The organism is Paracoccus amoyensis (assembly GCF_014490725.1).
GTDB lineage: Bacteria > Pseudomonadota > Alphaproteobacteria > Rhodobacterales > Rhodobacteraceae > Paracoccus > Paracoccus amoyensis.
Genome location: NZ_JACOQL010000002.1, coordinates 105,961 through 127,773, shown reverse-complemented (window position 1 = coordinate 127,773; position 21,813 = coordinate 105,961). Strand labels below are relative to the sequence as shown.

General features: G+C 58.0%; 20 protein-coding genes and 1 pseudogene. 12 read left to right on the top strand and 9 right to left on the bottom strand.

The window, feature by feature from the left end:
- The first annotated feature begins 1 nt into the window (after position 1).
- Genes pstB through phoB form a run of 3 tightly spaced genes read left to right on the top strand, consistent with a single transcriptional unit; the run spans position 2 to position 2,235 of the window.
- Entirely contained in the window at positions 2-799 is a 798-nt protein-coding gene (gene pstB / locus H4P12_RS05490) for a phosphate ABC transporter ATP-binding protein PstB (RefSeq protein ID WP_187792615.1), read from the top strand.
- Positions 800-819: 20 nt separating this feature from the next.
- A complete protein-coding gene (gene phoU, locus H4P12_RS05485; protein WP_187792614.1) occupies positions 820-1,542 on the top strand; it encodes a phosphate signaling complex protein PhoU in 723 nt (240 codons plus the stop codon).
- A gap of 3 nt (positions 1,543-1,545) precedes the next feature.
- On the top strand, positions 1,546-2,235 hold the full coding sequence (gene phoB, locus H4P12_RS05480; protein ID WP_187792613.1) for a phosphate regulon transcriptional regulator PhoB: 690 nt from the start codon (positions 1,546-1,548) through the stop codon (positions 2,233-2,235).
- Between the two features lie 6 nt (positions 2,236-2,241).
- Here phoB and H4P12_RS05475 read toward each other — a convergent pair whose 3' ends face one another.
- The 4 genes and pseudogenes from H4P12_RS05475 to petA all read right to left on the bottom strand — a co-directional run bounded on the left by H4P12_RS05475 (position 2,242) and on the right by petA (position 6,540).
- Entirely contained in the window at positions 2,242-3,117 is an 876-nt protein-coding gene (locus tag H4P12_RS05475; RefSeq protein WP_187793316.1) for a ribokinase, read from the bottom strand.
- Positions 3,118-3,241: 124 nt separating this feature from the next.
- Positions 3,242-3,976: pseudogene (locus H4P12_RS18710) on the bottom strand (cytochrome c1); the annotation flags it as partial.
- Between the two features lie 666 nt (positions 3,977-4,642).
- The gene (gene petB / locus H4P12_RS05465; RefSeq protein ID WP_187792611.1) at positions 4,643-5,965 is read right to left on the bottom strand and encodes a cytochrome b; all 1,323 of its coding nucleotides are present in this window, start codon (positions 5,963-5,965) and stop codon (positions 4,643-4,645) included.
- A gap of 14 nt (positions 5,966-5,979) precedes the next feature.
- Positions 5,980-6,540, bottom strand: a complete 561-nt coding sequence (petA, locus tag H4P12_RS05460) for a ubiquinol-cytochrome c reductase iron-sulfur subunit (RefSeq protein ID WP_187792610.1) — start codon at positions 6,538-6,540, stop codon at positions 5,980-5,982.
- Positions 6,541-6,817: 277 nt separating this feature from the next.
- Here petA and H4P12_RS05455 point away from each other — a divergent pair, with 277 nt between their 5' ends.
- Positions 6,818-7,192 carry a lysozyme inhibitor LprI family protein gene (locus H4P12_RS05455; protein ID WP_223115722.1) on the top strand — a complete coding sequence of 125 codons (375 nt, stop codon included), beginning with the start codon at positions 6,818-6,820 and terminating at the stop codon, positions 7,190-7,192.
- Positions 7,193-7,194: 2 nt separating this feature from the next.
- On the opposite strand, the gene radC is transcribed toward H4P12_RS05455, so the two are convergent.
- The 4 genes from radC to H4P12_RS05435 all read right to left on the bottom strand — a co-directional run bounded on the left by radC (position 7,195) and on the right by H4P12_RS05435 (position 12,737).
- Complete coding sequence (gene radC, locus H4P12_RS05450; protein ID WP_187792609.1) at positions 7,195-7,968, bottom strand: RadC family protein; 774 nt, start codon at positions 7,966-7,968, stop codon at positions 7,195-7,197.
- A 592-nt stretch (positions 7,969-8,560) separates the two neighbouring features.
- Entirely contained in the window at positions 8,561-9,724 is a 1,164-nt protein-coding gene (dnaJ, locus tag H4P12_RS05445) for a molecular chaperone DnaJ (protein WP_187792608.1), read from the bottom strand.
- 79 nt (positions 9,725-9,803) lie between these two features.
- On the bottom strand, positions 9,804-11,723 hold the full coding sequence (dnaK, locus tag H4P12_RS05440) for a molecular chaperone DnaK (RefSeq protein WP_187792607.1): 1,920 nt from the start codon (positions 11,721-11,723) through the stop codon (positions 9,804-9,806).
- 192 nt (positions 11,724-11,915) lie between these two features.
- Entirely contained in the window at positions 11,916-12,737 is an 822-nt protein-coding gene (locus tag H4P12_RS05435; RefSeq protein ID WP_187792606.1) for an ABC transporter permease, read from the bottom strand.
- A 129-nt stretch (positions 12,738-12,866) separates the two neighbouring features.
- Here H4P12_RS05435 and cysQ point away from each other — a divergent pair, with 129 nt between their 5' ends.
- The 5 genes from cysQ (at position 12,867) to H4P12_RS05410 (ending at position 17,633) form a co-directional block, all read left to right on the top strand.
- Entirely contained in the window at positions 12,867-13,664 is a 798-nt protein-coding gene (gene cysQ, locus H4P12_RS05430) for a 3'(2'),5'-bisphosphate nucleotidase CysQ (protein WP_187792605.1), read from the top strand.
- Position 13,665: 1 nt separating this feature from the next.
- The gene (locus tag H4P12_RS05425; RefSeq protein ID WP_187792604.1) at positions 13,666-14,466 is read left to right on the top strand and encodes a 3-deoxy-manno-octulosonate cytidylyltransferase family protein; all 801 of its coding nucleotides are present in this window, start codon (positions 13,666-13,668) and stop codon (positions 14,464-14,466) included.
- A gap of 198 nt (positions 14,467-14,664) precedes the next feature.
- A complete protein-coding gene (locus H4P12_RS05420; RefSeq protein ID WP_187792603.1) occupies positions 14,665-15,561 on the top strand; it encodes a UTP--glucose-1-phosphate uridylyltransferase in 897 nt (298 codons plus the stop codon).
- 15 nt (positions 15,562-15,576) lie between these two features.
- Positions 15,577-16,563: a UDP-glucose 4-epimerase GalE gene (gene galE, locus H4P12_RS05415; RefSeq protein ID WP_187792602.1), complete on the top strand. Its 987-nt coding sequence runs from the start codon at positions 15,577-15,579 to the stop codon at positions 16,561-16,563.
- Positions 16,560-17,633 (top strand): glycosyltransferase family 2 protein, encoded by a 1,074-nt coding sequence (locus H4P12_RS05410; RefSeq protein ID WP_343069771.1) that lies wholly within the window; start codon positions 16,560-16,562, stop codon positions 17,631-17,633. Before galE ends, H4P12_RS05410 begins: the two co-directional genes overlap by 4 nt.
- A 14-nt stretch (positions 17,634-17,647) precedes the next feature.
- Here H4P12_RS05410 and H4P12_RS18705 read toward each other — a convergent pair whose 3' ends face one another.
- Complete coding sequence (locus H4P12_RS18705; RefSeq protein ID WP_246449200.1) at positions 17,648-17,818, bottom strand: hypothetical protein; 171 nt, start codon at positions 17,816-17,818, stop codon at positions 17,648-17,650.
- On the opposite strand from H4P12_RS18705, the gene H4P12_RS05405 reads away from it, so the two are divergent.
- The 3 genes from H4P12_RS05405 to H4P12_RS05395 are packed head-to-tail and all read left to right on the top strand — an operon-like array spanning position 17,801 to position 21,803.
- Positions 17,801-18,724: a glycosyltransferase family 2 protein gene (locus tag H4P12_RS05405; RefSeq protein ID WP_343069770.1), complete on the top strand. Its 924-nt coding sequence runs from the start codon at positions 17,801-17,803 to the stop codon at positions 18,722-18,724. The two genes, H4P12_RS18705 and H4P12_RS05405, sit on opposite strands and share 18 nt — an antisense overlap.
- Positions 18,721-20,409, top strand: coding sequence for a DUF5927 domain-containing protein (locus H4P12_RS05400; protein ID WP_187792599.1), 1,689 nt, complete (start codon positions 18,721-18,723; stop codon positions 20,407-20,409). Before H4P12_RS05405 ends, H4P12_RS05400 begins: the two co-directional genes overlap by 4 nt.
- Entirely contained in the window at positions 20,406-21,803 is a 1,398-nt protein-coding gene (locus H4P12_RS05395; RefSeq protein WP_187792598.1) for a hypothetical protein, read from the top strand. The genes H4P12_RS05400 and H4P12_RS05395 overlap by 4 nt, the downstream gene beginning before the upstream one ends.
- Positions 21,804-21,813: the final 10 nt, after the last annotated feature.

Here is a 21,813-nt window from a genome sequence, read left to right as displayed (position 1 = left end):
GATGTACGATATGAATCGAGTGGAGAATGCCGTGAGCCAGGGTGACATCAAGATCTCGGCAAATGATGTGCAGGTCTATTACGGCGACAAGCACGCCATCAAGGATGTCAGCGTCGATATTCTGGACAAGACCGTGACGGCCTTTATTGGCCCGTCCGGCTGCGGGAAATCAACCTTCCTGCGCTGCATCAACCGCATGAACGACACCATTCCGATCGCCCGCATCGAAGGCCGGATCGCGTTGGACGGCGAAGATATCTATGACCGCCGCGTCGATCCGGTGCAGTTGCGGGCCAAGGTTGGCATGGTGTTTCAGAAGCCGAACCCGTTTCCAAAGTCGATCTATGACAATGTGGCCTACGGCCCCCGCATCCATGGCATGACCCGCAACCGGGCCGATCTGGATCAGATCGTCGAAAAGGCATTGCGGGGTGCCGCCCTGTGGAATGAGGTCAAGGACCGGCTGCATGAACCCGGAACCGGCCTGTCGGGTGGTCAGCAACAGCGGTTGTGCATCGCACGTGCCGTTGCGACCGAGCCAGAGGTTCTGTTGATGGACGAACCCTGTTCCGCCCTTGATCCCATTGCCACCAGTCAGGTCGAGGAGTTGATCGATCAGCTGCGTGAAAAATATTCAGTCGTGATCGTGACCCACTCGATGCAACAAGCCGCACGCGTCAGCCAGAAGACCGCGTTCTTCCATCTGGGTCATCTGGTTGAATATGGTGACACTGACGACATTTTCACGAAACCGCAGGACAGCAGAACTGAGGCCTATATTTCAGGCCGTATCGGTTGATGATTGCAGGAGGACACTCAGTGAACCGCGACAAACATATCTCATCGGCCTTTGACCGTGATCTTGAGACGATTCAGGCGATGGTGGTCAAGATGGGCGGCATGGTCGAAACGGCCATCACCGATGCAGCCGCCGCACTGGAAGCCCGCGATGAAGAGCTTGCCGAGCAAGTTCGCCGCCGGGACAAGGCCATCGATGCGCTGGAAGCGCAAATCAACGAAGATGCCGCGCGTCTGATTGCGCTGCGGGCACCGACTGCGACGGATCTGCGGATGGTTTTGGCGGTGATGAAGATCGCGGCCTCGCTGGAGCGCGTGGGCGATTACGCCAAGAACATGGCCAAGCGCACGTCGGTTCTGTCGCAGTTGCCACAGATCTACGGCTCTGGCATGGCGCTGCGCCGGATGGCGCAGGCGGTCAGCAAGATGTTGCAGGATGCGTTGGACAGCTATATCCGCCGCGATTCCGAACTGGCCGAAGATGTGCGTCAGCGCGACCTGGAGGTGGATCAGATGTATAACGCGCTGTTCCGTGAATTCCTGACTTTCATGATGGAAGATCCGCGCAACATCACCTCCTGCATGCACTTGCATTTCATTGCCAAGAATATCGAGCGGATGGGCGATCATGCTACGACCATTGCCGAACAGGTCATCTATCTGGTGACCGGGGACATTCCGGACGACACGCGGCCCAAATCCAGCAGTGTTCAGGCCGAAGCAGATCTAGCGACCGGAGGATAAATCATGGTCCGTCAGGCCCCTTGCGTTCTTGTCGTCGAGGATGAGGGCGCGCAGCGCGAAGTGCTGCAATACAATCTTGAAGCCGAAGGTTTCGACGTTGTGGTTGCCGATAACGGCGAAGACGCCCTGCTTCTGGTGCAGGAAGAGCAGCCCGATCTGCTAGTGTTGGACTGGATGCTGCCCAAGGTCTCGGGGATCGAGGTTTGCCGTCAGGTCAAGGCTGATCCCGGCACCCGTTCGATCCCGATCATCATGCTGTCGGCGCGCGGCGAAGAAGGAGACCGAGTCCGTGGACTGGAAACCGGTGCCGATGATTACGTCGTAAAGCCCTATTCCGTGGTCGAACTGATGGCCCGACTGCGCACCCAGTTGCGCCGCACGCGGCCCGCCAGCATGGGCGAACGACTGAGCTATGAAGACATTATTCTGGATGCAGCGGAACATCGCGTGTTTCGCGGCGGCCACGCGCTGCATCTGGGTCCGACCGAGTTTCGTTTGCTGTCAACGCTGATGGAAAAGCCCGGCCGGGTCTGGACGCGTGAACAGCTTCTGGATCGAGTCTGGGGGCGCGATATCTATGTCGATACGCGCACGATTGATGTGCATGTCGGTCGCCTCCGCAAGGCGCTGATGCAGAATGGCGGCGATAATCCGGTCCGCACAGTGCGGGGAACCGGATACGCTCTTGGTTGATCGCACTCAGCTTTGCTTGGCAAGAAACGCGACAACTTCTTCCAGCATGGGAATCGCGTCTCCGGCACCATATCGGGTGACTTGCAATGCGGATGCTGCCGACGCCAGCCGCAGGGCTTCGGGGATGGTGTCCCCCCGGTCCAGCGCGGCGGCAAAATAGCCCGCAAACGTATCGCCGGCCCCCGTGGTATCGACGGCTTTCACCCGAAACGCGGCTTGCTGGTAGGTCTGCCCGGTCGTCAGGTCGCGATATTCGGCCCCGTCGGCCCCGCGCGTGATCAGCAGCCCACTGACCGGCAAATCGCCGGGGATCGCTGTAAACAACTGATCTGCCTCGCCCGCGTTCATTGCCAGAATGTCAGTATAGGGCAGGATGGCGCGAACGGCTTCGATCTCGAAGGGCGCAGCCGAATAGACCACCCGCGCCCCAACCTTTCTGGCGGATTTGGCCCCTTCGACCTGACAGTTGGTTTCGTTTTGGATCAGTAACGTGTCCCGAGCCGTGATATTGTCAAAACGGCTTTGCAGCATTTTTATGGACAGTTTTCGATTGGCCCCCGGATGCACGATGATGGAGTTTTCCCCGTTTTCATCCAGCAAAATGATGGCATGCCCGGTGACGACATCGTCCATCCGCAGGATATTCCCGGTGAAGATGCCTGCATCCGCCAACCGCTCGATCACCCACTGATCGTTGCTGCCCATTGCGCCCAGATGATAGGTTTCCGCACCGGCACGGGCTGCCGCAACCGATTGGTTGGCGCCTTTGCCCCCAAGACCATGCGTGAAATCCAAAGCCGAGATTGTTTCACCCGCTTTGGGCAGATGATCCAGACGATAGATGTGATCAATGTTGATCGAGCCCAGATTCCAGATCGCCAATGTCATTTCCCCCTCTTTGGACCGGATTTTGCAGGGGTCGGCGCGATTGTCCAGCACGGCCCTGTCTTTGAAATGCAAAACGCGCCCCGAAGGACGCGTTCTGATGATTTGATGTCTGCGCAGATTACTTGTGCAGGTTCTTGCCCTTATAGGGCGCCCACAAGCGTTTGTTGGTGTAGTAAAGCAAGCCGCTTATCACCAACAGCAGCAGCACCGCCGAAAAGCCGACCTGCTTGCGTGCCATCATCTTTGGTTCGGCGGTCCACATCAGGAAGGCGGATACGTCAGTCGCCATCTGATCGACGGTCGCTTCGGTGCCATCCTCATAGGTGATCAGACCGTCCGACAGCGGCGGCGGCATCGAGATCTGACCGGTCGAGAAGGCGTCGTTGACATAGAAGACAGTGCCCGCCTGTTCGACTTCCTCGCCGGTATAGCTGGACAGGATCGCGTGGATATATTCCGGGCCGCCGATCCCGTTGATCAACTGGCTGATGCCGGTGCCATAAGGACCGTGGAAACCCGCGCGGGCCTTGGCCATCAGCGACAGGTCCGGACCCATGCCATCGCCCAGCACCGTCGGGAAGTGATCGGTCGGCAGGCGCGGCCGCTCTTCGCCGGTTTCGTCGTCCAGAATCGGTGTCAGATTTGCGGCATAGGCGCGAACCTGATCTTCCGGCAGGCCGGGTCCGCCTTCATCCGCAAGCGTGCGGATCGGGACATAGCGCAGGCCGTGGCAGGCCGCGCAGACCTCGGTATAGACCTGCAAGCCGCGCTGAAGCTGGAACTGGTCGAATTTGCCGAAGGGGCCTTCAAAGCTGAAGGCGACGTCCTCGATGTGACCACCGCCATGGCTGGCAGCGGCTTCTTCGCCTTGACCTTCTTCAGCCTCGGCCGCCGCACCGGGATCGCCCGCTGCGGCTTCTTCTTCGGCGGCTTCGCCCGCGGTCTCGACCGTTGCGGTCGGGGCGGCGGCATCTACGGCCTCGCCCGCGGTTTCGGCCTCGACGCCGGCCGGTGCGTTTTCTTCGGCAGGGGTGACTTCGACGGCTTCATCTGTCGGTTCAGGGGTTGCCTGTTCGTCCAGATTTTCTTCGGTTGCGGTTTCCGCTGCCGGATCATCGGCCGTGGTCGCGTCAGCCGCCGGGGCGTCCGTCGCGGTTTCCTCGGCCGCTTCCTGTTCGGCAGGCGTCACCGTTTCCGCGGCGGGATCGGTGTCGTCTGCAACAGGGGTATCGGCCTCTTCGCGCGCCGTTTCGGCGGCATCGGTGGCGGCAGCCTCTGCCTCGGCAGCGGTATCGGCGGTGGATTCTGCGGTGGATTCTGCCGCATCTTCTGCGGCCGTTTCCGCCTGGTTTGCGGCATCCTGCGCCCCTTCGACAGGCGCTTGTTGCGCCTGAACGGGTTGCTGTTCCGTTTCCGCCTCTGGCGCGGTGGTTTGCCCAAAGGCAAACCCTGCGGCAGAGATCGTCAGGGCCGCAACAGCCGTGAGCGTCTTGGTTCTCAGGGTCATTGATGGCTCTCCTTACTCGGCCGGATGCGCTTTTGCGCCGTAGTGATCGTTGAAGTCTTCCTCGATGGTTGCAGGCATCGGCAACGGCTTCTCGATCACACCCAACAGGGGCAGAATCACCAGGAAGTAGGCGAACCAGTAAGCGGCTCCGAACAGGGCGATATAGGGATAAATCCCCTCGGCAGGCATTGCGCCGACCCACATCAGGACGACAAAATCGACGGCCAGCAGCCAGAACCACCACTTGAAGAGCGGGCGATACTGACCCGAGCGAACGCGGCTTGTGTCCAGCCACGGCACCAGTGCCATGACCAGAATCGCACCGAACATCGCCAGAACGCCGAAGAACTTGGCGTCTATGATGCCGAAGGACAGCCATTCGACCAGCATCACGACCCACACGTCCGAGGTGAAGGCGCGCAGGATGGCGTAGAAGGGCAGGAAATACCATTCCGGCACGATATGGGCAGGCGTCGCCAGCGGGTTCGCCTCGATATAGTTATCGGGGTGGCCCAGATAGTTCGGCATGAAGCCCACGACCGCAAAGAAGATCACCAGAATCACGGCCAGCGCGAACAGATCCTTGATCACGAAATAGGGCCAGAAGGGCAGGGTGTCCTTTTCGGCCTCTTCCTTGCTGGTGCGGCGCACCTCGATCCCGGTCGGGTTGTTGTTGCCGGAGGTGTGGAAGGCCCAGATATGGACGATCACAAGCGCCGCGATGATGAAGGGCAGCAGATAATGCAGCGAGAAGAAGCGGTTCAGCGTGGCGTTATCCACAGCCGGGCCGCCCAGCAGCCAGGTCTGGATCGGCTCACCAATGCCGGGGATGGCCCCGAACAGGCCGGTGATCACAGTCGCACCCCAGAAGGACATCTGGCCCCAGGGCAGAACATAGCCCATGAATGCCGTCGCCATCATCGCCAGATAAATCAGCATGCCGACAATCCAGGTCACTTCACGCGGGGCTTTGTAGCTGCCGTAATACAGACCGCGGAAGATGTGGATATAGACGGCAAAGAAGAACAGCGAGGCGCCGTTTGCATGCAGATAGCGCAGCATATAGCCGCCATTCACGTTGCGCATGATATGTTCGACGCTGGCAAAGGCCAGATCGACATGCGGCGTATAATGCATCACCAGCACGATGCCGGTCACGATTTGCAGTGCCAGGCAGAATGCCAGAACGATCCCCCAGATCCACCACCAATTCAGGTTCTTGGGGGTCGGGATCATCAGAGTGTCATAAACAAGACTGACCACCGGGAGACGGCGATGCAGCCAATTTTCAAAGCCCGTCTTGGGCTCGTAATGGTCGTGCGGAATACCGGCCATGTGTAAAGCCCTCCTCAGCCCAGCTTGATGGTGGTGTCGCTGATAAATTCAGCAACGGGAATATGCAGGTTCTGCGGGGCCGGTCCCTGACGGATGCGGCCAGCCGTGTCGTAATGCGAGCCGTGGCAGGGGCAGAACCAGCCGCCGAAATCGCCGGCGCCATCGCCGATCGGAACGCACCCCAAATGAGTGCAAACGCCGATCATGACCAGCCATTCGCCAGCTTCGTCCAGTGTCCGGTTGGCATCGGTCGCAGGTTCGCCGGGCAGGTTTTCGTTTTCGGCGCTCTGGTCGATCAGCTGGTTCAGTTCAACTGCGCGTCCTGCCTCGATTTCTTCGGGTGTGCGGCGGCGAATGAACACGGGCTTGCCCAGCCATTTCACGGTCAGCTGCGTGCCAACATTGATGCCACTGACATCGACCTGAATCGAGGACAGGGCCTGCACATCGGCCGAAGGGTTCATCTGGTTCACAAGCGTCCAGCCGGCGGCACCGGCGGCAACCGCGCCTGCGCCCGCTGTGGCGTAATAGAGGAAATCCCTCCGGGTGCCTACGTGATCGTCTGCGTGGGACACGGGTCATACTCCAATTCGGGCCGACTCGCCGGCCTATACGACATTCCGGGCCGCGTTCCGCAACGCAGCCATGTGTCGCGGTTCTAGCGTTCAATTATCCGTCAGTCCAGACGATATGCCTTTGCCGCCAGATGCAAGGCCTGACCGCTGTTGGATTTATGTCGCGTGTGATTATCGGCGCTATTTGCTGCGAGCGCTGCATACGGAGGCGTGATCTGATGTGATCGATGGTCATTTGTCTGGATGCGCAGGCTAGGCATGCCGAAAACATCAGCATATGCTGTGGATCGACCGGAACCCCGAGGGCACCATGCCAAAGTCGAAATTGCTGATCGCGATACTTCTGATCGGTTCTCCCATGATGTCTCAGGCGGCAAGCTTTGACTGCGATTTACCCGACCTGAAACCGGATGAGCGCGCGATTTGCGACAACCGTGACCTGAACGATGCGGATGTGAAAATGGTTACAACGCTGGATCTTCTGGCGGGATTGTTTGCCATGGGCACGCGTGGAAACATGATGGATCAGCAGGTGACCTGGCTGCATCAGCGCGAGGCCTGCGGCGCTGATGTCGATTGTATCCGTGACGCCTATGATCGGCGGCAAAAGCAGTTGGACGACATCTACCAGTCGATCGACCGGCCCATCTGACGCTATAACATCCCTTCGGATCGAAAACTCAATTCGCGCGATTTGCCGATAATCAGGTGATCATGCAAAGTGATTCCCATGGAATCCGCGGCCTGCATGATCCGTGCAGTCATCGTGATATCTGACTCCGATGGCGTTGGATCGCCAGAAGGATGATTGTGCACCAGGATCAGCGCAGAGGCGTTCAGTTCCAGTGCGCGGCGGATGATTTCGCGTGGGTAGACGGGGACGTGATCCACGGTGCCCCTCGCCTGCTCCTCATCCGCGATCAGCACGTTCTTCCGGTCCAGATACAGGACCCGGAACTGTTCGATTTCCCGATGCGCCATCGTGGTATGACAATAATCCAGCAAAGCCTGCCAGCCTGACAGCGCCGGACGATGCAGAATCTTTGCGCGCGCCATTCGCTGTGCCGCAGCCTCTACAATCTTCAGTTCCTGCACAACGGCGGGACCGACCCCCTGTATCTGTTGCAGGCGTGCCGGCGGCGCGGCCAAAACCCGGTTGAAATCCCCGAAAGCCTCGATCAGTCGCCGGGCCAGTGGTTTCACGTCCTGACGCGGGATGGCGCGAAACAGAACCAGTTCCAGCAATTCGTAATCCGGCATCGCCGTCGCGCCGCCCTGCATGAAGCGGTCGCGCAGACGGGCGCGGTGATCGGTCAGATAAGATGGTGCGGTATTCTTGCGCGATTGCTGAACCGGCAAAACAACATCATCTGCCGCGGGCTGAAACAGCGGCATGGGCATTTCATTGAAGGCGCGATTCGGTTCCATGTGATGAGGATGAAGTGAAAAAGTTAACGCTTGCTGAACATTTTCTACTAAGCCGGGCAAATAACGGTTGTAGAAAAGTCTATATATAGGCTTGAAGGCTCATAATATCTAAATATAGGGGAAGTATCCGTAAATTGACGTTATCCACAGTCTGTCCACAATTTATTGATTCTTAAAGCTTGCCATGTAGGCAAAGACTCGCAATCATATAATGGACAACGGTAAACAACAGCGGCATTGCTGAGGCTGCAACCTCAACAATGCCTAGTTTGCCAGACCTGCAGCAACCCAGATCGCTGACAGCAGGGTCGGAGGCGTAACAACTCGATTGAATCGAGAAATGCTCTGGCAGTCAACAGCGGTCTTTATTTTGAGCGGCAGATGGCCGCAGAAAGGAAACCGTTATGGCCAAGAAATCGCCATGGCATTCGACCAAGCAGTCCGTTCATCACGACAATACCGACTGCAATACGGGAAACAACATTGAGCGTGAAAACCGGCGAGAGGGCACCGGCGGCAAGCCAAAATGCCAAGAATGCTCTCGTCTAGACAGGTAAGAAGATTGGGGCCAGATTTATCTGGCCCCAATCAATCAGCTTGTCATATCATCCCAGAAGGATTTGACTTTCTTGAAGAAACTGGTCGATTGCGGGCTGTTATCGGCTTTTTCGGCTGCAAATTCCTGCAACAGTTCCTTTTGTCGTGCCGTCAGGTTCACCGGCGTTTCGACCATCAGTTCAATCAGCATGTCGCCATAATCGGCGCCCGCCCCGGGGCCGTGACGCAGCGGGGGCATGCCTTTGCCGCGCAAACGCATCTGGCGACCTGACTGGCTACCCGCCGGGACCTTTACACGGGCGCGGCCGCCATCAATCGTCGGAACCTCGACCTCACCGCCCAAGGCGGCCGAGGCCATGCCGACCGGCACCTGACAGGCCAGCGTCTTGCCGTCGCGCAGGAAAATTTCATGCTCTGCCACGTCGACGAAGATATACAAATCACCAGCCGGTCCGCCGCGCATCCCGGCTTCGCCTTCGCCAGCCAGACGGATGCGGGTGCCGGTTTCAACGCCGGCGGGGATGTTGACCGACAGGGTGCGTTCCCGTTCGATACGACCAGCACCGTCACAGGATTTGCACGGATTCTTGACGATCTGACCTTGTCCGCCGCAGGTCGGGCAGGTGCGTTCAACGGTAAAGAAACCCTGCTGGGCGCGAACCTTGCCCATGCCCGCACAGGTCGGGCAGTTCGATGGCTGTGCGGCGCCCTCGGCACCGGTGCCCTGACATTCATCACAGGCGGTCGATCCGGGAACCTTGATGGCTTTTTGCTGGCCGGTATAAGCTTCTTCCAGCGAAACACGCAGATTATAGCGCAGATCCTGGCCGCGTTGGGCACGGGAACGCCCACCGCCACCCGCGCCACGACGCCCCATCATATCCCCGAACAGATCTTCGAAGACATCTGCAAAGGTTGAACCGAAATCACCGGGATGTGCGCCGCGACCGCCGCCGAAACCGCCCATGCCGCCGTCAAATGCGGCGTGACCAAAGCGGTCATACGCAGCCTTCTTCTGATCATCCTTCAGGCAGTCATAAGCTTCGTTGACTTCCTTGAAGCGCGATTCGCAACTCGTATCGTTTTTGTTGCGGTCGGGGTGCAGCTCTTTCGCCTTTTGGCGATAGCCCTTTTTGATCTCGTCCGAAGAAGCTCCGCGAGTGATCCCCAGAACTTCGTAATAACAACGCTTTGCCATCATCGTACCTATTCAAATTCCCCAAATTAATGGCCGACCCGCAGTTTAACGCGAGCCGGCCACAGGGGTGCGGCTCTGATTAGCCGCGCTTTTTGTCGTCGCCGAGATCTTCGAAGTCGGCGTCTACAATGTCGTCATCCACGTCACGCGGGCCGCCATCGGAATCATCGTCATTGCTGGCCGATCCTTCCTGCTGCGATTTGTAAATCGCTTCACCCAGCTTCATGGACGCATCCATGACATTCTGAATGCCCGAACGGATCTTGCCCGCATCTTCGGATTTCAGCGACTCTTCCAGCGCGCCGATTGCCAATTCGATGGCTTCGACCGTCGATCCGTCAACCTTGTCGCCATGCTCGTCCAGCGATTTCTTGGTCGAATGGATCAGGCTTTCGGCCTGGTTCTTGGCTTCGATGACTTCACGGCGAGCCTTGTCGGAATCGGCATTGGCCTCGGCATCCTTCACCATCCGATCGATGTCTTCGTCGGTCAGACCGCCCGAAGCCTGAATGGTGATGTTCTGCTCTTTGCCGGTGCCTTTGTCCTTGGCACTGACCGAGACGATACCGTTGGCGTCGATGTCGAACGTCACCTCGATCTGCGGCAATCCGCGAGGCGCGGGCGGGATATCTTCAAGGTTAAACTGGCCCAACATCTTGTTGTCGGCGGCCATTTCGCGTTCACCCTGGAAGACCCGGATGGTCACAGCGTTCTGGTTGTCTTCCGCAGTCGAGAAGATCTGCGACTTCTTGGTCGGGATCGTCGTGTTGCGGTCGATCAGGCGGGTGAACACGCCGCCCAGCGTTTCGATGCCCAGCGACAGCGGGGTCACGTCCAGCAGAACAACGTCTTTCACGTCGCCTTGCAGAACACCGCCCTGAACAGCAGCGCCAAGCGCCACGACTTCATCAGGGTTCACGCCTTTATGCGGCTCTTTGCCAAAGAACTTGGTCACTTCCTCCATGACCAGCGGCATGCGGGTCTGACCACCGACCAGGATCACCTCGTCGATTTCGTCTTTCGAGACGCCAGCATCTTTCAGGGCATCCTGACAGGGCTTCATGGTGCGCTTGACCAGATCGCCAACCAGGCTGTCCAGCTTGGCGCGGGTCAGCTTGATCACCATGTGCAGCGGTGCGCCGCTGTTTTTGTCCATGCTGATGAAAGGCATGTTGATTTCGGTCTGGGTCGCGCTGGACAGCTCGATCTTGGCTTTTTCTGCGGCTTCTTTCAGACGCTGCAGGGCCATCTTGTCCTTGGTCAGATCGATGCCGTGCTCTTTCTTGAACTCCTCGGCGAGGTAGTTCACGATGCGCATGTCGAAGTCTTCACCGCCCAGGAAGGTGTCGCCGTTGGTCGATTTCACTTCGAACAGGCCGTCGTCGATTTCCAGAATGGTGATGTCGAAGGTCCCGCCACCAAGGTCATAGACCGCGATGGTTTTGTTTTCCTTCTTGTCCAGACCATAAGCCAGCGCGGCTGCAGTCGGTTCGTTGATGATGCGCAGCACTTCCAGACCAGCGATCTTGCCGGCATCTTTGGTGGCCTGACGCTGTGCGTCGTTGAAATATGCGGGAACCGTAATGACGGCCTGCGTCACGTCTTCGCCCAGATAGCTTTCGGCGGTTTCCTTCATTTTCTGAAGGATCATCGCGCTGATCTGTGCAGGGGAATATTTCTCGCTCCGCGCTTCAACCCATGCATCGCCATTGCCACCATCGACAATGGCATAGGGGACCAGCTTGCGATCCTTCTCGACCTCGGGGTCGGTCAGGCGGCGGCCGATCAGGCGCTTGACGGCAAAAATGGTGTTGGTGGGGTTGGTGACGGCCTGACGCTTGGCGGGTTGGCCGACCAGACGCTCATTCTCGGTGAAGGCGACAATGGATGGCGTGGTGCGCGCGCCTTCGCTGTTTTCGATAACTTTCGGCTGGCTGCCATCCATCAGCGCAATACAGCTGTTGGTGGTGCCAAGGTCGATTCCGATGACTTTTGACATAGATTAACCCTTCTTGTGGCGATTTTGCAGGGCTTCGGGTCCGTTATGGCCCCCGAGGCCAAGTCCATATCCTGATTGAATTGTTCGGGACATGCCCCGATCCTTCGTGGATTTATATAGGGATGGTTTCCGGGGTCGCAAGCGCCCGAGGGCTGCAATTTTGACCCGAATGAAAAGGTTTTGCGACGAAATCTATTCGCCTGCGGTCCAGCTGATCGATTCGTATTTCCGCGTTGTGAAGTTGATCAGCAGCCCGACCATCATCGTCGCCAGCGAAAACCAGATGGCGTAATAGGGATCGGTCTTGTGCGGGCTGTAATTGATAAAGACGAAACCTCGCGTCTGGTCGATGACATGAAATAGCGGGTTCCACAGAAACCACATGATGAAGGCATTGGGGATCAGGTTCGCGACGAACATCTTGCCCGAACCGAACATGTTGATCCGCTGAAAGACCGTGGTCAGGATCTTTGACCCGCGCGGGCTCCAGGGACGGATGCCCAGAAAGACCAGCCCCATGCACAGGCCCGAAAACCAGGCCAGCAGATACATGGCCAGCACGCCGGGCCAGTTTTCCACCGTCACCGGCGCGACCAGAACGTGATACAGCCACAAAATGGCAACGCAACTGATCGTCTGGCGATACAGAACCGCCAACGCCGATGAGGCGATCAGGATGGCGGGGCTGAGCGGCTGGTGTTTGTTCAATGCGCCGGTGATCGAATGGCTCCCCGATACCGCGCCGGCTGTCTGGACATGGACCATGAACAGGAAAATCCCGCTCATCATATACATCATGAAATCGCCGCGGATGGGCGAGTTTCGGATGCCCATGATGAAATAGATCAGCAGGAATGCCATCAGGAAGATCGCAGATTGCAGGATCGTCAGCAGCAGACCGACAATCGCGTTCCGGTGTTCGGTTCGCAGATTATAGACCGTTTGGTGGTAGATCAGCGCCAGTGTTGTTCCAGCCGCCTGAACAAAATTCTGATTTCGGCGTTGAACGAACAAATGCCACGCTCCGTGCGGGTTGCTGCGACCGGGTTCTTGCCGTTGCCGCTTTGGCCTAGCATAAAAGAGTCCAGCCCGCGCGACAATCGCGCTGACCCGGCTTGTTGCTTGCCGTGAAGGGAAAATTGAATGGAATTTGATCGATTGACCACCGAGATGCGCCGTCTGGCGCTGCAGGCCGGTGAGAAGATCATGGAAATTTACGGCGCCGATGACTTTGATGTTCGCGCCAAATCGGACGACTCGCCGGTGACGGCGGCTGACGAGGCGGCGGATGCGCTGATCTCTGCTGGCCTGCGGCAGGCCTTTCCCGATGTTGCGCTGGTGACAGAAGAACAATCGTCTACGCATGCGATGGCCGCCAAGACATTTCTGATTGTCGATCCGCTGGATGGCACCAAGGAATTCGTCCAGCGCCGCGGCGATTTCACGGTCAATATCGCTTATGTCGAAGATGGCGTCCCGCTGCGCGGGGTCGTTTACGCCCCGGCCAAGGGCCGTCTGTTCTACACCACCGCCGATGGCCGCTCGGTCGAAGAAAAGGGGCCATTTGGTGACCAACCCGGCGAAACCAGCCCGATTGGTGTCAATCCCGTGCCGGATAACCGGGGGCTGATGGTGGTCGCATCGAAATCGCATCGCGATGCTGCGACGGACAATTATATTGCCCGATATGGCGTTCGCGACATGACCAGCGCCGGTTCCTCGCTGAAATTCTGTCTGGTCGCGACGGGCGAGGCGGATCTGTATCCGCGCCTTGGCCGCACGATGGAATGGGACACGGCAGCAGGCGACGCGGTGCTGCGTGGTGCTGGCGGACTGGTTATTCGTTTTGATGATCACACGCCATTGGCCTATGGCAAACCGGGCTTTGAAAACCCGTTCTTCATTGCCTTTGCCCCCGGTGTCCTGCTGGTGAAAGAATAAGATGTCAGTTCTGATTGCCATTCCGGCACGCTTTGCCTCGACCCGCTATCCGGGCAAGCCATTGGTTGAACTGCGCGGCGCATCGGGTCAGGCGCGCAGCCTGATCCGGCGCAGTTGGGATGCCGCAATGGCGGTCAAGGGCGTTGATCGGGTCGTGGTCGCGACCGATGACGACCGGATTCGCGAACATGCCGAAGGCTTCGGGGCCGAGGTCGTGATGACCAGCCCCAATTGCCGCAATGGCACCGAGCGCTGCGCCGAAACGGTTGCCAATCTGGGCCTCACCCCAGAGATCGTCGTGAACCTGCAAGGCGATGCCCCCCTGACTCCGGCATGGTTTGTCGAAGATCTGGTGGCGGGTCTGCGCAATGCGCCCAAGGCCGAGGTTGCGACCCCGGTTCTGCGCGCCTCGGGGCGGATGCGTGCCGACCTGATTGCGGACCGCCGAGCGGGTCGCGTCGGTGGCACGACGGCAGTTTTCGGCCATGACAAGCAGGGGCTGTATTTCTCGAAAGAAGTGATCCCCTATGCTGCGGGCGAATTCGCGGATGACGAGCCCAGCCCGGTGTTCCACCATGTTGGTGTCTATGCCTATCGGCCGGAAGCCCTGGCGGCCTATCCTACCTGGGATGAAGGAATTCTGGAAAAGTTGGAAGGGCTTGAACAGCTACGGTTCCTGGAGCGTGGCCGCCAAATCCTGTGCGTCGAGGTCGAATCGCGTGGGCGACAGTTTTGGGAATTGAACAATCCCGAAGACGTTCCCCGGCTAGAGGCGATGATGCAACAGATGAGTCTGGACTGAGCATTCGGCAAATTTTGCTGATATGCACATTTTTGTTCAGGTTTTTGCGATGACGGTTCGGTTAGGGTTGGCGCGAACCCGCCGACCGATGTAATTTATTCGCGGTAGAGTGAAGCTAATTTATAGTTTAGGCGTTATCTCCGGTCTGCCGCAGACAGGTGCTGAGGCCATGAGGTTGAATATGAAGGTGTCTACGAAATGAGTCGCACGGTAACAAAAGCCATTTTTCCGGTGGCGGGCTTGGGGACGCGCTTTTTGCCTGCGACCAAAAGCATTCCTAAAGAAATCATGACGCTGGTTGACCGTCCGCTAATCCAGTATGCGATCGACGAAGCGCGTGCCGCCGGGATTACCGAATTTATCTTTGTGACCTCGCGTGGCAAGGGCGCGCTCGAGGATTATTTCGACCACGCACATGAGCTGGAATCCAGCCTTAAGAAAGCTGGCAAGAACGAGCTTTTGGAAACGCTGCGTGGCACCAATATGGAATCGGGCGCCATTGCCTATATCCGTCAACACAAGGCGCTTGGCCTTGGTCACGCGGTCTGGTGCGGGCGCCGTCTGGTTGCTGATGATGAGCCTTTTGCCGTCATTCTGACCGACGACGTCATCATGGGCGAGCCGCCCTGCTTGCAGCAGATGATCGAAGCCCATGCCGAAACCGGGGGCAGCATGGTTGCGACCATGGAAGTCGCGCCGGAAAAGGCGTCCGCTTACGGTGTGCTGGACGTGTCCGAGGATATGGGCGCGGTGGTCAAGGTCAAGGGGATGGTCGAAAAACCCGCACCGGGAACCGCGCCGTCAAACCTTGCAGTGATCGGCCGCTATATCCTTGCGCCGACCGTGATGCAGAACCTGAATAAATTGCGGGCCGGCTCGGGTGGTGAAATCCAGCTGACCGATGCAATCGCGGACGATATTGCAGCCGGTCGCGATGTTTTCGGTTTGCGCTTCCGTGGCCAGCGTTTTGACTGCGGGTCAAAGGCAGGCTTCTTGCAGGCAACCGTGGCATTTGGTCTGGACCGCCCCGAACTGGCGCAGGAATTCGGCGAATATCTGCATGACCTGATGTCGATGCGCCGCGCTGCGGAATAATCTGCGGAATAATCAATGTCTGAAAAAGTTCTGGTAACCGGGGGTGCGGGCTATATCGGCTCGCATGCTTGCAAGGCGTTGGCGGCTGCCGGATATATACCGGTCACGCTGGACAATCTTTCCACGGGTTGGCGCGATGCGGTCAAATTCGGCCCGCTGGTGCAGGCTGATCTGTTGGACCGCGCGGCGCTGGATGCTGCATTTGCAGAACATCGGCCAGTGGCGGTTCTGCATTTTGCTGCGCTAAGTCAGGTGGGTGAGGCGATGGCCGAACCCGGCAAATACTGGCGCAACAATGTCAGCGGGTCGCTGAATCTGATTGAGGCCGCGATTGATGCGGATTGCCTGAATTTCGTGTTCAGTTCGACCTGCGCAACCTATGGGGACCGCGACGGCGACGTGCTGGACGAAGATACCCCGCAAGCGCCACTGAACGCCTATGGTGCCAGCAAGCGCGCGATCGAGGATATGCTGACCGATTTCCGCGCCTCGCATGGGCTGAACAGTGTGATCTTTCGCTATTTCAACGTGGCGGGTGCCGATCCGGATGCCGAGGTTGGCGAATATCACCGTCCCGAAACCCATCTGATCCCGCTGATCCTTGATGCGGTGGATGGTAAACGTGCCGCGTTGACGATCCATGGCACCGATTACCCGACGCCGGATGGCACCTGTATCCGCGACTATGTCCATGTGATGGATCTGGTCGATGCCCATGTGAAGGGGCTGGAATGGCTGCGGGCGGAGAGGGGCAGCCGGGTCTTTTGCCTTGGCACGGGCGACGGTTTCTCGGTTCGGGAAGTGGTCGATGCAACACGTCATGTCACCAATCGCGATGTGCCGATGCAGGATGGCCCGCGTCGGGGTGGCGATGCGGTCAAGCTGGTTTGCGGCAGCACGCGCGCCAAGGCCGAATTGGGCTGGACGCCGGATCGCTCGACCATGAAACAGATGATCCGCGATGCATGGCGTTGGCATCAGAATGGCCATTACCAAGCGTGAGCCGGTCGCGCGACTGGCGTAAGACCAAAACCGGGCAGCTGTGGCTAAGCTATCGGTTGCGCTGGAAGCGTCGGGAATTTCTGTGGCGCGGTCTTCGCGCCGGACGCGATCTGGTCGCATTGGCTGACAGGACAGGGGCGATAGCGCCCGATGCAATATTGTGCTTTGCGGTGATCCGGAATGAGGGGGCGCTTTTACCCGCCTTTCTGGACCATTATCGCAGGTTGGGTGTCGATCATTTTCTGATTGTCGATAATGGCAGTGACGATGGATCGCCCCGGTTCCTGTGCGATCAGCCGGACGTTTCGGCCTGGTCCGCGCCCGGCAATTATCGCGACACCCGCTTTGGCATGGATTGGCTGACCGCGCTGCTGATGCGGCACGGTCATGACCATTGGTGTGTCACCGTCGATGCGGATGAATTTCTGATCTACCCCGATTGGAATGCACGCGGCCTACGCGAGCTGACCAGCTATCTGGACGGCCGGGGCATTCCGGGAATTGGGGCGCTGATGCTGGATCTTTATCCCAAGGGTCCGCTGGACACCGCCGAAGCCGCCAGTGACGCCCCGATCACCGAGCGCCTGAAATGGTTCGACCCTGGCCCCTATCACAGTCAGATCGTGCCACCCAAGCGCAACCGTTGGGTCCAGGGCGGTGTGCGTCAGCGCGTGTTTTTCCATGACAATCCTGAACGTGCGCCAACCCTCAACAAATTGCCGCTGATCCGCTGGAACTGGCGGTATGCCTATGTGAATTCGACCCATTCGATGCTGCCGCCAGACATGAATGATGTCTATGACGGACCGGGCGACCCGCGATTGTCGGGTGTGCTATTACACGCCAAATTTCTGCCCCGGATCATCAGCCGCTCGATCGAAGAGCTTTCGCGGAGGCAGCATTTTAACGACCCCGAAACTTATCGTGCTTACCATGAGGAACTGACACTGGCGCCGATCCTGTGGCATCAACAGTCGCATCGGTATGAGGGGTGGCAGCAGTTGGTCAATTTAGGCTTGATGGGAGGGGCAGATTGGGCCGCAGCAAAAACCGAATTGCAAAACCGCTGACAACCTGCATTTCTTTAGAGGATGATACGAATTTCAACCGCCTGCACTGAAGCGAATCCAAGATGCTTGGCCTGAAGCGGATCCGTTGGCCCGTCCAAATTCGTCGCAGGGCTTTGCGACAATTGCTGCTTGCGCGCGCTATCCGGCGCCGCAAGCAATTGCGGCCCGTGATCGACCGCACCCATATGATTGGCAAGCGCGACATCCTTGCATTTGTCACATTACGCAATGAACGGGTCCGGCTGCCGTATTTTCTGAAATATTATCGCAATCTTGGCGTCGATCATTTCCTGATCGTCGATAATGACAGTGATGATGGCAGCAACAGCTATCTGGCATCTCAGGAGGATGTCTCTCTGTGGTATACGAATGCCAGCTACAAGAAATCGCGCTTTGGCATGGATTGGATCAATTGGCTTCTGTTCCGCTTTGGTCACACGCACTGGTGCCTAACCGTCGATCCGGATGAATTTCTGATCTATCCGCATTGGGATACGCGGCCGCTGCATGCGTTGACCAGCTGGATGCAGGCGACCGGCAGTCGGTCGGTTTCCGGCATGTTGCTGGATATGTATCCGAAAGGGGCTGTCGATGGTCAGATCTATCGCGAGGGACAGAACCCCTTTGACATCGCGCGCTGGTTCGATCCGGCCAATTACACGATTCAGAAAAACAGGTTTTACCAGAATCTGTGGATACAGGGCGGTCCGCGAACCCGCACCTTCTTTGCCGATAATCCCTTGTCAGGCCCGGCGCTGAACAAGATCCCCCTGGTGAAATGGAACCGACGTTTTGTCTATGTCAGTTCCACGCATATGTTGCTGCCGAAAGGCTTGAACCAGGTTTATGACGAGGATGGAGGAGAGACTTTCTCGGGCTGTCTGCTGCATGCCAAATTCCTGTCGACATTCGCCACAAAATCCGCCGAGGAGCTGGATCGAAAACAGCACTATTCCAACAGTCAGGAATATCACGCCTATCACGCAGGCCTGCAATCCGGCACGCAGCTATGGTGCGAGGAGTCGCGCGAATACCGGGATTGGCGGCAGTTAGAGGAACTTGGCCTGATCTCGCGGGGCAACTGGGCATGAACCGGCAGGTCCGACTTGGGGTGATCCTGTTATGTCATAGCGATCTGGATACGGCTGCCCATATGGCACAGATCTGGGCCAAAGGGGGCGCAAGGGTCGCCGTTCATATTGATGCCAAGGTCACGGATAAATCGGTCCGCAGCTTCAAGACTGCTTTGCAGGACGTGGATGATATCATCTATACGCCGCGGACACGATGTTCCTGGGGCCGCTTCAGCCTTGTGAAAGCAACACAGGATGCGGCCGGTGCCCTGTTGGCGCAATTCCCCGATATCACGCATGTCTATCTGTGCTCTGGCTCTTGCCTGCCGTTGCGTCCGATTGCGGACCTTTGTGCCTATCTGGCACTTGATCCGCGTTGCGATCACATTGAAAGCGTGACGGCCCATGATGTCGGATGGACTGTTGGCGGCCTGAATGAGGAAAGGTTTACCCTGTATTTCCCCTTTGACTGGCGCAAGCGAAGGCGGTTGTTTGATCGGTTCACCAATTTCCAGCGGCGTTACAAGATCAGCCGGCGGATTCCCAAAGGGATCTGGCCGCATTTGGGATCTCAGTGGTGGTGCCTGACCGCCACGACGCTGCGCGCGATTTTGAATGACCCCCGTCGAAAGGAATTCGATCGATATTTCCGACTAAGCTGGATTCCTGACGAAAGCTATTTTCAGACCCTGGTCCGCCGCCATTCCCCCAAGATCGAAAGCCGGTCATTGACTCTGGCCAAGTTTGACCATGCAGGTCGCCCCTATCAACTTTATGACGATCACATTGCAGCACTTGCCAGCACATATTGCTTTGTCGCGCGCAAGGTCTGGCCCGGTGCGGCAAAGCTGCTTGCGCATTTTCCCCGTCCGGTTGGCGATTATCCCGATGTAAGCCTGCCGCAACGCAGCCGCTTCGATACGCTGATCAATGACGTCGTTCGCCGCAGAACCCTTGGCCGGCCGGGTCTGTATATGCAAAGCCGTTTTCCCAAAAAGGACGCCGAAAATGGCAAGACGTCTGAACCATATGTGCTGTTTCAAGGGCTAAGCGATCTTTACCCGGGGTTCGAGACATGGCTGTCCCGCCATGTTCAGGCGGATGTTCACGGTCATATTCTTGGTCCGGAAATGGTAGAGTTTAAAGGCCGACCTGTCATCGGACCGGGGGCGCTGCCAACCAATATCCTGGCCCGGGACCGTGATCCCAAGGGTTTTCTGGCCGCGCTGATCCGTATCACGAACCGGACCCAGATGTTTCAGTTCAGCCCCCGCGACAATCAGGCGCTGAGCTGGTTCATGGCGACAGATCCCAATGCACGGATGCTGGTGGTGACAGGGGCCTGGGCATTGCCGCTGCTGCATTCGGAAATGCCGTTTGATGATATCCGACGCGTTTTTGCGCTGTTGCAGCGGACCGAGCTGGAGCAGCTTGCCATCCTGAACTCTGTCTGGGTCAAGGCGCGGGTCGACATGTATGATCTGGGCGATTTTCTTGTCAGTCCACGCTCGATCCTGAACGACTTTCTGCGTCCCATCGATCCGCAGGCACGCCCCGTGATCGACATGCCCGAAATGCGAAGCCTGTCCGGGCTGGCCAGGATGTTGCGCCAGTTGCGCAATTCCGGGCTGCAGCCGCGACTGACAGGGGATAAGCTGCCCCCGGCCGAGGATTTCCTGGCCGAAAGGACCGCTGCCGAATGACGCAACAATTTCGTAGCTTCGTCATCTTCGCCGAGATGCGCACAGGTTCGAACCTGTTAGAGGCGACGTTGAACCAGATCAAGCGCGTCACCTGTTTCGGTGAGGCGTTCAATCCCTACATGATGGGTTGGCCGAATACCGACGCCCTTATCGGGATCTCGCAGCAAGAGCGTGAGGCAGATCCCCTGCCACTTCTGCAAAAGATTACCAATAAACCCGACCATCTGGCCGGATTCAGGTATTTCCATGACCATGACCCGCGCGTCTTTGATGCGATCATGGAGGATCGCGGCTGTGCCAAGGTCATTCTGACGCGCAATCCGTTGGAAAGTTACGTGTCGACGCGGCTGGCCTGGGAGACAAATCAGTGGAAGCTGAATGAGACGGAAACGCCGATCCAGATGCAGATCACCTATGACGCTGCCGAGTTTCGCGACAATCTGTCGGCAACGCAGGCGTTTCAACAGCGGGTGGTTCATCGATTGCAAGTTACCGGGCAGTCCTATTTTGCGATCAGCTATCAGGATTTACGCGATGCCGACGTGCTGACCGGCTTGATGCATTGGCTGGGACGAACGGATTTGGAAAGCGTTCTGCCTGCGACCGATCAGGTGCCCCAGAACCCCCGGGACATGGCGCAAAAGGTGCGCAATTTTGATGACATGCAGGCTGACCTGCACCAATTGGACCCCTTCCTGCTGTATCACCTGCCAAGTTTTGAGCCACGCCGAGGGCCGGCCGTCCCCGGCTTTATCGGCAGCGATGCCGGACGCGGGTTGATCTTCATGCCAATCAACGGCGGTCCGACCGCGACAATCCGACATTGGCTGACCCAGCTTAGCCCGTCGCAAGGCAATTTCACCCAATCCAGTCTGCGCCAATGGAAGCGCGGCCATCCGGGGCATCGCAGCTTTACGGTGCTGCGCCATCCCCTGTTGCGGGCCTGGGATGCCTTTCAGCATTTGCTGACGCGGGCTTCGCGCGATTTGCGACAGTTGATGCGGGATATACATCGGGTGGCGTTGCCCGCCGATCCGGAATTACCGCATTTGTCGGACGATCAAGCTGCCGCCCTGTTCAAGGACTTTCTGAGTTTCCTGCGCCGCAATCTGAACGCGCAAACGACCCTGCCGACGCATCCGAACTGGGCCAGCCAGTCCGAGGTTATCGCGGGCTTTGCGCGGTTCCTGTCGCCTGATCTGCTGATGCGCGAGGATCGTTTAACCGATGATTTGGCCTATCTGATGCGTTCAGTGGGGAACGACGCCCCCGTTTCCGATATCCCTATGCACGTCACATGGCCGGACCTTTTGTCGGATCCAAAGCTGCAACAGGCGGCACAGGCCGCCTATCAGCGTGACTATATTGCCTTTGGATTTGATACGGCCCCGTGAGGGTTTCTCG